The following is a 13085-nucleotide window of genomic DNA, read 5'->3' as shown; positions in this document are numbered from 1 at the left end:
ACTAGCAATTAACATCGATGAAAATTTATCAAGCAACTATTCAACAATTAGATCAAGTTGCTTTTCTCTTCAATCAATATCGCATTTTTTACCGTCAGCCAGCGGATTTAAAATCCGCCCAAAAATTTATTCGAGAACGTTTGCAACAGAAGGATGCAGTTATCTTGCTAGCTATGGAAAATGAGCAGCCTGTTGGCTATACTCAGCTATTTCCCTCTTGGTCTTCTGTCTCGATGCAGCGAGTCTGGATTCTGAATGATTTGTTTGTGCTAAGGGAAAAGAGAAATCAGGGCATCGCCAAAGCTTTAATGAATAAGGCTAAAGATCATGCTATGTCTACCAATGCTGTGAGAATCATCTTGGCGACGGAAGTAACCAACCAAATAGGGCAAAATCTATATGAATCAATGGGTTATCGTCATTTTGATGACTTCTATCACTATATACTGTCACTTGACTCGTAATTTGTGGCTGAATTCCCCCCTGTTCCCTCTAATAGTCATAACTTGTTGAGAAAACCTCATGAAACTTGAATATTACAGCCTATATAGTGCCAAATTTTGCTAACTTCAAACTTAGCAATTTTAGCAATAAATAACTATTGGCACAGTGAAATATTTTTTTCTGAGTGATGGCTGGAATTATGAGCGGGTTTGGGAATTTGGCGGATTATGGGATCAAGTTGACTGGGGACGCAAACCCGAAATAAAACGCCTTAATTGTGGCATTTTACAGCAGCAGGAAATTCTCTGGCTCTATGCAGTGGAAAATGAAGTGATCATGGTGGAAGTTAAGCCTAAACAAGAGCTACAGGAAAGCTCAAATATTGGGCAGGTAGTACTTAAAAGACTCATTAGCGCTGAACAGGTGATTGAAATATTGCACCAGGCCGAATCAGTTTTTAATTCTGCTAGTAAAAAAATATAATTGTTTAAGCTGTAGATCGAGAGCAGCTCTTTTGTTACAAAAATTAACCTTTATCGATAAAAGAAGATAAATCTTGCAATAGTTTCTAACAATAGTTACACTTCTTTAAATAACAGTAATTTCAAGGAACTCCTGAATCAGCTCAATTTTTAGCACCAGTACTATTCAGATTTGTCTATAGAATGGCAGAGATTGCAGTGTACATACAAATTACAAAATAAGAGTCAACTTTAGCATTACTATTTTATTAGTAATGTTGACCAACATTATTTGGTCTTACTAAACAAATTATTTAATTAATAGGAGGGGCGTAGTCTATGGGACTACCTTGGTATCGAGTTCATACAGTCGTCCTGAATGATCCAGGCAGACTAATATCAGTTCACTTAATGCACACTGCTTTAGTAGCAGGTTGGGCGGGTTCGATGGCTTTATTTGAGCTAGCTACCTTTGATCCCAGTGATGCTGTCTTGAACCCCATGTGGCGACAGGGAATGTTTGTTTTGCCTTTTATGGCACGTTTGGGCGTTGACACCTCTTGGGGTGGTTGGAGCGTAACTGGTGAAACTGGTGCAAGCGCAGGCTTTTGGTCTTTTGAGGGCGTAGCGATCGCTCATATTGTACTTTCTGGCTTACTGTTTTTAGCAGCAGTATGGCATTGGGTATACTGGGATTTAGAATTATTTGTCGATCCTCGTACAGGTCAGCCAGCCTTAGATTTACCAAAAATGTTTGGAATTCATCTATTCTTATCTGGACTACTTTGCTTTGGTTTTGGAGCATTTCATCTCACAGGCTTATGGGGACCAGGAATGTGGGTTTCCGATGCCTATGGCTTAACTGGTCACGTTCAAGGTGTTGCGCCAGAATGGGGTCCTGCGGGGTTTAATCCCTTTAATCCTGGTGGTGTTGTAGCTCACCACATTGCTGCTGGTGTAGTTGGTATTATTGCTGGTTTATTCCATCTGAGCGTTCGTCCTCCAGAGAGACTATACAAAGCATTGAGAATGGGGAACATTGAAACTGTACTCTCCAGCAGTATTGCTGCGGTATTTTTTGCTGCTTTCGTGGTTACAGGAACTATGTGGTACGGCAACGCAACAACTCCTGTAGAACTTTTTGGTCCAACTCGTTATCAATGGGATCAAGGCTATTTCAAACAAGAGATTCAGCGTCGTGTTGAAACTGCTATGGACGATGGTTTAACTCGTTCGGAAGCGTGGTCTTCCATCCCTGAAAAACTAGCCTTTTATGACTATGTTGGCAACAGCCCCGCCAAAGGTGGTTTGTTCCGTACAGGCTCAATGGATAGTGGTGATGGTATTGCTCAAGAATGGTTAGGACATGCAGTATTTACTGATGGTGAAGGTCGTGAATTAAGCGTTCGTCGGATGCCTAATTTCTTTGAAACCTTCCCTGTTATTTTGACTGATGCTGATGGCGTCGTTCGCGCTGATATTCCTTTCCGTCGTGCAGAATCTAAACTCAGTGTTGAGCAAAGTGGTGTCAACGTCGCCTTCTACGGTGGGGCATTGGACGGACAAACCTTTAATGATCCTGCTCTTGTCAAAAAATATGCACGTAAATCTCAGTTAGGAGAAGCATTTGATTTTGATACTGAAACTCTAGACTCCGATGGTGTATTCCGTACTAGTCCTCGTGGTTGGTTTACTTTCGGTCATGCTGTCTTTGCGCTCTTCTTTTTCTTTGGTCATATTTGGCATGGTTCTCGTACACTATACCGAGACGTATTTGCTGGAGTCGATCCTGATCTAGAGGAAGAACAGGTAGAGTGGGGGTTCTATCAAAAAGTGGGTGATAAATCTACCCGTGCTACCAAAGGAGCATAAATAACAACTAACTAACTGTTTTTAAACTAAAAATTTCAGGGAAGGAAAACTGCTATTAATTCAATCACCTTCCCTGAAATCATTCAAACAAGTTAACTAGAAAAACAACTTCAGTTGTTTTGTTGGTAAAATATTAAGTAAGATACTTTAGGGATTTCAATTATGGAAGCTGTTGCATACATTTTGGTTTTAGCTATGGCAATTTCAGTTCTTTTCTTTGCGATCGCTTTTCGCGAACCACCTCGGATTGAAAAATAAGCTTAAGAAAAAAATTAAGTATTATTAAGAACTATACATTTCTGAGTCTTTTTTAATTATGGTCTGTTGCAAGACAAACTATGATATTAAAAATGGCTCAGATTTGTTGTTTATAAACAATTTATTGTCAGTAACCATAATATTTAAAAAAATCAATGCACTGTCCCAATTGCCAACATACAGAGAGTAGAGTACTAGAATCTCGTTCTACGGAAAGTGGGCAAAGTATTCGTCGTCGCCGAGAATGTTTGAACTGTAAACAGCGTTTTACAACTTACGAGAGAATAGAATTAATTCCCATTACCGTTATTAAAAAAGATGGTAGTAGAGAATCCTTTGATCGAGCAAAATTACTGCGGGGAGTCTTGAGAGCTTGTGAAAAAACTCAAGTTTCTTATCAGAAGGCAGAAGTGATTATTGATAATATCGAAGCCGAACTCCAGCAAAATTCAGGTAAAGAATTTAGCAGTAGCGAGATTGGAGAATTAGTTTTACATAATTTGCGATCCGAAAATGAAGTAGCTTATATTCGTTTTGCCTCTGTTTATCGAAAATTTCAAGGAATCAAAGATTTTGTTGAGACTTTAAATCATTTGCAAAATGAAAATGCGCAAGATTCCGAGCCAAAAATCTGGCATGGTTCTCAAGGCGCAAGTTCATCTACAGCTACTGCTGACTGCATTTCCTAATTAATAATTAAGCAAAAAAATTTCCGCTCAGACCAATAAAAAGTTACAATGGTATAATGCTATCTTGCCCACAAAACAGAAGCGTTTCAGTAGCAAAGTGTTTAATTGAGGTAATATTATGACCTCTGACTCGTTCTTAGTTACTCGAATATCTATCGAATGTAGGTACAGACTGCACGATAAGTAGGTGAGTGTACATTAAACAGGAGGCTCATCCCATCAAAAAAGTAAGGAAATAACACAAGGACATCTAATCCATATGGTCAATCAGCAAGCAAACAGCACTAAAGATATTGGTTTTACTCACGAAGATTTCGCTGCCCTCTTAGACAAGTACGATTATCACTTTAGTCCAGGAGATATAGTTGCAGGAACAGTTTTCAGCATGGAACCAAGAGGAGCTTTGATTGACATTGGTGCGAAAACTGCTGCTTACATCCCGATTCAGGAGATGTCTATTAATCGAGTTGACAACCCTACTGAAGTTCTTCAAGCCGATGAAACTAGAGAGTTTTTTATTTTAACGGATGAAAACGAGGATGGACAATTAACTCTTTCGATTAGACGTATTGAATACATGCGTGCTTGGGAAAGAGTTAGACAGCTACAGCAAGAAGATGCCACTGTTCGCTCTAACGTTTTTGCGACTAACCGTGGTGGTGCTTTAGTTAGAATTGAAGGACTGCGAGGCTTCATTCCAGGTTCTCACATCAGCGCAAGAGAAGCCAAAGAAGATTTAGTAGGGGAAGATTTGCCGCTTAAATTCTTAGAAGTTGATGAAGAACGTAATCGCCTCGTTCTCAGTCATCGTCGTGCTTTAGTGGAGCGCAAGATGAATGGTTTAGAAGTAGGTCAAGTAGTCAAAGGTTCTGTGCGCGGAATCAAGCCTTACGGTGCGTTTATTGACATTGGTGGCGTTAGTGGATTACTCCACATCTCGGAAATCTCTCATGACCATATTGATACACCTCATAGTGTATTTGGAGTCAATGACGAATTGAAAGTAATGATTATTGACCTAGATGCAGAAAGAGGTCGGATCTCACTTTCTACGAAGCAATTAGAGCCAGAACCAGGTGACATGCTCAAAAATAGAGATATAGTATTTGAGAAAGCTGAAGAGATGGCAGAAAAATATCGTCAGAAGCTACTAGCCGAGGCTGAAGGTGTCACTTTAGAAGAGATACAGTCGGAACAAGCAGTATCAGATGAAGAAACAGAAACATTAGAAGAATTTGTTGATGAAGCAGCAGATGAATCCGTAGCTGAAGACTCATCTGAAGAAATGGTAGGAGCGACATCGGAAGAGTAGAGCGAAAGAAACTCTATTGAGGGATGTTATAGAGAGAGAGTTTGACTCTCTCTCTATTTTTTTAGTTAGTTACTTGATGGAATAAAACTTGATATATGTCCATTGCGATGCCTTCGGCTAGTTTCACAATCGCTTGTGTAGATGTAAAATTTGATAATATAACTGCCGTTATCTTTGATAAAGACGGTACCCTGGAAAATTCAGGAGCATATTGGCGCTTAGTTGGGTCAGAAAGAGCGCGTTTAATCGATGCTCAAATTCCTGGGGTAGGTGAACCTTTGATGATGGCGTTTGGGATCATAGATAATGTTTTAGATCCCCAAGGCTTAATGGCAGTGGGCAGTCGAAAAGAGAATGAAATTGCTGCTGCTGCTTATATTGCCGAAACTGGTAGAAGCTGGTACGAATCTATAAAAATCGCCAAGTCAGTTTTTAGCGAGGTAGCTGAGTCAAAATATCTGACTAAAACAGCAAAATTAGCTCCTCTATATGATGATGTTCAAGAAACTCTAGAGTCTTTTGTCAACAAAGGATTGAAAATTGGTATTGTGTCTGCCGACTCAACTAAGGAAGTAAAAAACTTTGTTAGCAATCATCAATTGCAGGATTATATTCAACTTTGTTTGGGAAGTAACCCAGAAATGAGTAAGCCAGATCCCAGACTTTTTAGACAGGCTTGTGAAGCTTTAAAAGTATCTCCAGAACAAACTTTGATGGTGGGAGATACTCAGGTTGATATGGCTATGGCAAAAACCGCTAAAGCCGCAGGCACAATCGGTATCCTCCGTCATCAAATACGACTAGATTTAGCAGACGTTAAAATTGACACTTTACGTAAAATTCAAGCTTTATAATTCTTAAAATAACTTGTATGATGTTCAGGGTGAGGGCAAGAATCAGGAGATAGCGTTTTCTGTATTAAGAATAATTTTAGTAGTACTGACAATCCAGGCTCAATCTGGTTATAACGCTTTTGAAATATCGTATTTTTGACTCAATTTTTCTTACTTACCCTGGTATTATGTTCCTTAACGATTATAATGCTTGGTTTGATTGATCGCTTCGTTTGACAAAGTTTCTTAGAGGATTGCAAAAAATTGTCTAATAATTATTTATTCACTTCCGAATCAGTTACAGAAGGACATCCAGATAAAATCTGTGACCAAATCTCTGACGCTATTTTGGATGCTATATTGGCTCAGGATCCTGCTAGTCGAGTGGCAGCCGAAGTGGTTGTTAACACTGGTTTGGTTTTGGTGACAGGAGAGATTACAACCAAGGCTCAAGTCAATTACGTAGATTTAGTTAGAAGCAAGATTGCTGAAATTGGCTATACCCATGCCGAAAATGGCTTTTCTGCTAATAGCTGTTCGGTATTGGTTGCGCTTGATGAACAGTCTCCAGATATTTCTCAAGGTGTAACATCTGCCCAAGAACAAAGGGAGAACCTGAGTGAAAGTGAACTTGACCAAATTGGTGCTGGTGATCAAGGACTGATGTTTGGTTATGCCTGTAACGAAACTCCAGAATTGATGCCTATGCCGATTAGTTTGGCACATCGTATTTCCCGTCGGTTGGCCCAAGTACGCAAACAAGGAGATTTAACCTATCTGCGTCCTGACGGTAAGACTCAGGTTTCAGTTCAGTATGAAGATGGTCAACCAGTCGGAATTGATACTATTTTAGTCTCAACGCAACATACAGAGACTATTGATGATTTGTCCGACAATACTGCTATTCAAAAAAAGATTAAAGATGATCTTTGGTCTGCGGTGATTCAACCTACGTTTGCCAATCTTGATTTAAAGCCTAATGATCGCACTCGTTTTTTGGTCAATCCTACTGGTAAATTTGTGGTCGGTGGTCCTCAAGGGGATTCAGGGTTAACTGGACGTAAAATTATTGTAGATACCTATGGTGGCTATTCCCGTCATGGTGGCGGTGCTTTTTCTGGAAAAGACCCTACAAAAGTTGACCGTAGTGCTTCTTATGCCTGTCGTTATGTTGCTAGCAATATTGTGGCAGCAGGTTTAGCCGATAAGTGCGAAGTACAGGTAAGTTATGCCATCGGTGTCGCTCGTCCTGTTAGTATCTTCATTGAAACTTTTGGCACAGCTAAGATTGCCGAGGATAGTTTACTAGACTTAGTTAAACAGCATTTCGAGTTGCGCCCTGCAGGTATCATCCAAACTCTTAATTTACGCAATTTGCCCAAAGAAAGAGGCGGGCGTTTTTATCAAGACGTAGCTGCCTATGGACATTTTGGTCGTACAGATTTAGATTTATCTTGGGAAAAAACAGATAAAGTAGAACTGTTGAAAGATTTTGCCCTATCTAAAAGTGCAGGTTAAGAATTACTGTTTGAGAATTTGTCCAGAAATCTAGAAATTTAATTTTGCCCCCTGCTTACCAATGCTGGGGGTTGAGTTATTTTGAGTTATTTTTTAATAATCAAGAATTATTGCCAGAGAGAGCGAACCCAGGCTGCTATTACAGCAAGTCTTTTGGACGAGATCGCCTTAGTCAAAGAAAAAACTAGATACCCTTGAAAAATCGCTCTTCTGAACAGCATTGCCATGGGTTTGACTTATTTAAGAATTTAAGAAGCGCTATAAGCATCCATTCCCGTACAAGAACAGATTAAATTGCGATCGCCGTAAGCATTATTAATTCTACCTACAGTAGTCCAGAATTTGTGTTCTTTAGTCCAGGGTGCAGGATAGGCTGCTTGTTCGCGACTATAAGGGTGTGACCAATCGCTACAAATAATTGATTCTGCCGTATGAGGGGCATTTTTGAGGGGATTATCTTCTGGGTCGATATCTCCATTGGCGATCGCCTTTGCTTCTTGATAGATTGCTAACATGGCATCACAATAGCGGTCTAACTGCTCTTTGGATTCGCTTTCAGTAGGTTCAATCATTACCGTACCAATTACGGGCCAAGATACCGTAGGCGCATGGAAACCAAAGTCCATTAGTCTTTTGGCTACGTCCTCTACTTCTACTCGCGCCATTTTTTTTAAGGGACGCAGATCGATAATACATTCGTGAGCCACAAACCCTGATTCTCCTTTAAAAAGTACGGAGTAACAGGGTTCAAGACGCTTTGCCATGTAGTTAGCGTTGAGAATTGCTATTTTAGTCGCTTGAGTCAATCCTGCCTCTCCCATCATGGCAATATACATCCAGGAGATCACGAGAATACTGGCACTTCCCCAAGGCGCAGCGGAAATTGCACCGATTGGTTGAGCATCTTTAGGGGTTGTGGGGGTAGCGGGTAAAAATGGTACCAGGTGAGACATGACCCCAATTGGTCCTACTCCTGGCCCACCGCCACCATGGGGAATACAGAAGGTTTTGTGTAGGTTTAAATGACAGACATCAGCACCAAAGTCTCCAGGACGACATAAGCCCACTTGAGCATTCATGTTCGCTCCATCCATGTAAACCTGTCCGTCATATTGATGCACAATGGCACAAATACTTTTGATTTCTGTTTCAAATACTCCGTGAGTAGAAGGATAAGTAACCATTAGAGCCGATAAGTTATCCTTGTGTTTCTCAGCTTTAGACTGGAGATCTTTGAGGTCGATATTGCCATGGCGATCGCATTTTACGGCGATCACCTTCATACCACACATTACGGCACTAGCGGGATTTGTGCCGTGAGCGGATTCGGGAATGAGACATATATTGCGATGTCCTTCTCCTCTAGACTGATGATACTGGCGGATTACCTGAAGTCCTGCATATTCTCCTTGAGAACCTGCATTAGGCTGTAAAGAGATTCCTGCAAAGCCTGTAATTTCTCCTAACCAGGTTTCTAGCTCGTTAAATAACTCTTGATAACCTTGAGTTTGCTCTAAAGGCGCAAAGGGATGAATATTACCAAATTCTGCCCAAGTTACGGGAATCATTTCTGCTGTCGCGTTGAGCTTCATCGTACATGAACCCAAGGGAATCATCGAGGTAGTTAGAGATAAGTCTTTGGTTTCTAACTGATGTAGATAGCGCAGTAGTTCGGTTTCCGAATGATAGCGGTTAAATACCTCGTCGGTTAAATACGAGCTGGTGCGTAGCTGCTGCTGTTTAATTGTTGTTGACTGGCTATTAATGAGTTCTCGATCAAAAGGTAAATCCTTGCTACCTGCAAAAATCTGCCAAATATTGATTAAATCTTGCTCGGTAGTAGTTTCATCTAGAGAAATGCCGATCGCCTTATGATCGAGCCAGCGTAGGTTAATCTGATTATGGGCTGCAATTTGAATTAGCTCTGCTGCGCTGTTTTCCCCTGTATTAACCCTAATGGTGTCAAAGAAAGACTGGTTAGTCACTTCATACCCCAATTGTCTTAAACCTGTGGCTAAAGTAGCGGTGAGTAGATGAATTCTAGTGGCGATCGCCTTAATTCCCGCAGCACCGTGATACACTCCGTACATTGAGGCAATCACTGCTAATAGTACCTGAGCGGTACAGATGTTACTGGTAGCTTTTTCTCGGCGGATATGTTGCTCTCTGGTCTGTAGTGCTAAACGTAATGCAGGCTTGCCGTGAACGTCTTGAGAAACCCCGACAATACGCCCAGGTACTTGACGCTGATATTTTTCTTTAGTCGCAAAATAGGCTGCATGAGGCCCTCCATAACCCAAGGGAACGCCAAATCTTTGAGTGCTGCCTACGGCAATGTCTGCGCCAAATTCTCCTGGTGGAGTCAGCAGCGTCAGACTCAGAATATCGGCGGCGACGGTAGCTAAAGCTTGAGCCTGGTGTACCTGTTCGATAAAAGCACGATAGTCGTTAATTGTGCCATCGGTAGTTGGATATTGAAGCAATGCGCCAAAAATAGGCGTAGAGAAATCAAAGCTGGCGTAATCATCAATAATCACTTCAATACCTAAGGGTAAAGCCCTAGTTTTAACGACCTCAATAGTTTGAGGATGGCAACCTGCATCAATAAAGAAAGCATTGGCTTTAGTTTTGCATAATGCGTAACTCATGCTCATAGCTTCGGCGGCGGCTGTCCCTTCATCCAACAAAGAAGAGTTGGCAATCTCTAAACCAGTCAAGTCCACAATCATCGTCTGATAATTGAGCAGTGCTTCTAGTCTTCCTTGGGCAATTTCCGCCTGGTAGGGAGTGTAAGAAGTATACCAGCCAGGATTTTCTAGGACATTACGCAAAATTACCGCAGGAGTAATGCAGTTATAGTACCCCCTACCGATAAACGAACGATATACTTGATTTTGCTTGGCGATCGCTTTTAATTTAGCTAAAGCAGCAACTTCACTCTGCGCAACTGGCAACTGCAATGGTTTATTGAGACGAATTGCTGCAGGGACAGTTTGTTCAATCAGCGCGTCTAGACTGTCAACCCCCAATATTTCCAGCATTTGCTTAATCTGCTGCTCGTTTACACCAATATGTCGTTGAGCAAAAATATCAGTAGATTGATTTACAGCAGTTTTAGCCAAGGAATTTGCCTGAGCCTTGAAAATTTGAGATTCCGCTGCCAAATTTAAGTTGACCATACAAGCTTTAGAATTAAAATTTTTAGATTTTTAGATAAAAAAAGGGTGGCTTATTGCTAATCAGCTTAGCTCAACCACTAGTATGAGGGATTTGTAATAAATAGTAACAAACTCTCCTTAGTTTGAGGAGTAGCCAATTTGTCAATAATCCAAGTAATTGCTATATATTTTACGGGCAAATTATCAATCGAGGTAGTGGTGCGGTTGAAGTTTAACCAATAAACCGACAAGCTTAAATTTTGCTTCACACTAGCTTTACCTGGCAGCACTACTAAAGGATATATAAGTAAGTAGGTAGGTAGGTAGGGCAAAATATAGTTAGTTTACTAGTTTATTCTTCCATCCCTTCTACTTGAGCGCGATATTCAGCAGCAGAAAGAGCATCTTCTAGTTCTGCATCAGGATCGTCAACCTTGACTTTGATTAGCCAACCATCTCCATAGGGATCTTGAGCAAGAGTTTCTGGGGCATCAATGGCTGCTTCATTCCGCTCAACAACTGTTCCTGAAACGGGAGGATATAGATCTTCTACTGCCTTGACAGATTCGATTGTGCCGATAGCTTCACCAACTTCTACTGCATCACCAACTTCAGGAAGCTCTAGAAATACCACATCTCCTAACTGATCGAGGGCAAAAGCACTGACTCCAATGGTAGCAACTTCACCATCAAAACGAACATATTCATGGCTATCAAGATATTTTAAATCTTCTGGATATTCTATCTCCATAATTACCCTTCTAATCGTAAGCAAAGACTAGTTTACAACGAATAACCAATAATCTCATATTTGCTTCTTGCTCTTTTAAGGTGAGTTTGAGCTGATTATGATTTTGTCAGGGTGAATAGTCATTCGCCCCATACCAACCGAGCAACCTAACCTAAGATTATTTATAATCCTCTAGATATCTGCCAATATTTTTGCACTAACTGATAGCGAAAAGCATACATACTCCCAGAAAGGTTATCCTCCTGCACTAAATAATAGTCTTTTAACAGCAGGCGCAATACTGTCCGCGCCATTTCCTTATCTTTTGTTTCAGGTTCACTTTTGAGGTATTGCCAAAGTCGCGTAAAGGATGTAGGTGGATTGATCGACAGGATATCTAAAATTTCTAGGGCGTATGGTTTTTGCTCTTCGCTGTAGTAGTTATCGATGCGCTCACGATAGTGATCCATTTTCCAGAGATTCAATGAGCTACGCAGACATTCGTTTACCGTGTTGGCAATAACTTCTGCGTCAATCTCGCTGTCTAGATCTTTTAATTGATCGATCAAATGATGGATATAAAAGGGAATACAATCGGCGGCAGTGGCGATATTTTCAGCAGTTTGCTGTAAATCAACTGTAGCTATGCCTTCTCCCTGCAACAGATTGATGGTTAGTCCAGTCGCCTCATCTAAAGATAGTGGCTGTCCTTCAATCGGATACATGTCGTTAGTCGGGTCGTTGCTATAGCCAGCTTTTTGCAGATTTTTAATAATATGGTGTAACCCAATTGAGCCAGAAAATATCATCCGCACATCAGGATAAGTTTGGCGGAGCGATCGCAAACTGTCTAAGACTTCCATAGCTGCTTCGTCGCTGAAGTTCCCCAGCATATGAGGCATCTCATCCCAAATTAAAATGATTTGTTTGTCCTGGAGGGTAACTAAATCTTCAATGGTTTTGGTCAAGAGAGTTTTCCAATGTTCTGCTGCAACTTCAGGAAATTGATAGTCGTCAAAATAACTTCCCGTGAGTTGACTTAAATATTCTCTGACTCTTCTTGCTTTACCTGTATCTCTAAGATATGTCTCGGTATCTTGCCACACTGCTTCGACAAATTCAATCGGCGTTCTAATTCCTTCTAGATCTCGATAAATTGGCAGCATATTGGCTATTGCTTCGGCAGTCATTTTTTTGAGGATGCTGCTTTTGCCAATTCTGCGCTCACCGCTAAAAATTAGGCTTTGCTGTTTGAGCCGATCCCAAAGACGCTCAATTAAATCTTCTCTGCCAACAATCTCATCAGGCGCAATTTGTCCCCCTGGATTTGCCTTAAAATCTTCTTGCTTAAATTTAAAGTTTTCAATCTCATCATTCCATTCCCTTTCTGGTTGGGAAGCACTATTCCAGTCTAGATCTAGTTCTTGGCACAGGCGAATAAAGGTATTGAGAGCTACAGGCTTACAGTTGATAAATTTAGAAATTGAAGAGCGTGATACTTCTAAGCGTTCGGCAAGGGAACGTTGCGTTAATTGCTTGATTGCAAGAGATTCTTCGACTTTCGGTATCCATTCGCTGTTTAACTGTAAGGAACTACGTACCATATTGCTTTGCTAGTCTTGTTTAAGATAACCGCAGAAATTGAGCTTGGGGGATGTGTGGGCTGCCCGCGCATATCCAACCAAGCTGTTGAGACTGTATTAAGCTATCACAAGTAATGTTAATAAATTAGAATTGTTGAAAATTGTTGCTTTAAGCCCTGTGATTTCTGGCTAATCAAAAAAATAGCGATCGCTCACTCAAATATCAA

General features: G+C 40.8%; 11 protein-coding genes. 8 read left to right on the top strand and 3 right to left on the bottom strand.

Going from position 1 to position 13085, the window contains the following annotated elements:
- The first annotated feature begins 17 nt into the window (after window positions 1–17).
- The 8 genes from C7B62_RS11405 (at window position 18) to metK (ending at window position 7387) form a co-directional block, all read left to right on the top strand.
- Window positions 18–464, top strand: a complete 447-nt coding sequence (locus tag C7B62_RS11405; RefSeq protein ID WP_106236025.1) for a GNAT family N-acetyltransferase — start codon at window positions 18–20, stop codon at window positions 462–464.
- A gap of 145 nt (window positions 465–609) precedes the next feature.
- On the top strand, window positions 610–927 hold the full coding sequence (locus C7B62_RS11400; protein ID WP_106236023.1) for a hypothetical protein: 318 nt from the start codon (window positions 610–612) through the stop codon (window positions 925–927).
- A gap of 317 nt (window positions 928–1244) precedes the next feature.
- Window positions 1245–2777 carry a photosystem II chlorophyll-binding protein CP47 gene (gene psbB / locus C7B62_RS11395; protein WP_106236021.1) on the top strand — a complete coding sequence of 511 codons (1533 nt, stop codon included), beginning with the start codon at window positions 1245–1247 and terminating at the stop codon, window positions 2775–2777.
- 162 nt (window positions 2778–2939) lie between these two features.
- Window positions 2940–3035, top strand: coding sequence for a photosystem II reaction center protein T (locus tag C7B62_RS11390; protein ID WP_106236019.1), 96 nt, complete (start codon window positions 2940–2942; stop codon window positions 3033–3035).
- Window positions 3036–3190: 155 nt separating this feature from the next.
- On the top strand, window positions 3191–3724 hold the full coding sequence (gene nrdR, locus C7B62_RS11385; protein WP_106236017.1) for a transcriptional regulator NrdR: 534 nt from the start codon (window positions 3191–3193) through the stop codon (window positions 3722–3724).
- A gap of 259 nt (window positions 3725–3983) precedes the next feature.
- Window positions 3984–5036: a 30S ribosomal protein S1 gene (locus tag C7B62_RS11380; RefSeq protein ID WP_106236015.1), complete on the top strand. Its 1053-nt coding sequence runs from the start codon at window positions 3984–3986 to the stop codon at window positions 5034–5036.
- A 95-nt stretch (window positions 5037–5131) separates the two neighbouring features.
- Complete coding sequence (locus tag C7B62_RS11375) at window positions 5132–5890, top strand: HAD family hydrolase (RefSeq protein ID WP_233219917.1); 759 nt, start codon at window positions 5132–5134, stop codon at window positions 5888–5890.
- Between the two features lie 243 nt (window positions 5891–6133).
- Window positions 6134–7387, top strand: a complete 1254-nt coding sequence (gene metK / locus C7B62_RS11370; RefSeq protein WP_106236012.1) for a methionine adenosyltransferase — start codon at window positions 6134–6136, stop codon at window positions 7385–7387.
- A 248-nt stretch (window positions 7388–7635) separates the two neighbouring features.
- Here metK and gcvP read toward each other — a convergent pair whose 3' ends face one another.
- The 3 genes from gcvP to C7B62_RS11350 all read right to left on the bottom strand — a co-directional run bounded on the left by gcvP (window position 7636) and on the right by C7B62_RS11350 (window position 12879).
- Window positions 7636–10566, bottom strand: coding sequence for an aminomethyl-transferring glycine dehydrogenase (gene gcvP / locus C7B62_RS11365; protein WP_106236010.1), 2931 nt, complete (start codon window positions 10564–10566; stop codon window positions 7636–7638).
- A gap of 331 nt (window positions 10567–10897) precedes the next feature.
- Window positions 10898–11296, bottom strand: a complete 399-nt coding sequence (gene gcvH, locus C7B62_RS11355) for a glycine cleavage system protein GcvH (RefSeq protein WP_106236005.1) — start codon at window positions 11294–11296, stop codon at window positions 10898–10900.
- Window positions 11297–11457: 161 nt separating this feature from the next.
- Window positions 11458–12879 (bottom strand): helix-turn-helix domain-containing protein, encoded by a 1422-nt coding sequence (locus C7B62_RS11350; protein WP_106236002.1) that lies wholly within the window; start codon window positions 12877–12879, stop codon window positions 11458–11460.
- Between the last annotated feature and the right edge of the window lie 206 nt (window positions 12880–13085).

The sequence above is a fragment of the Pleurocapsa sp. CCALA 161 genome, assembly GCF_003003995.1.
Lineage (GTDB): Bacteria > Cyanobacteriota > Cyanobacteriia > Cyanobacteriales > Xenococcaceae > Waterburya.
This window is presented reverse-complemented; position numbering and strand designations above follow the sequence as displayed.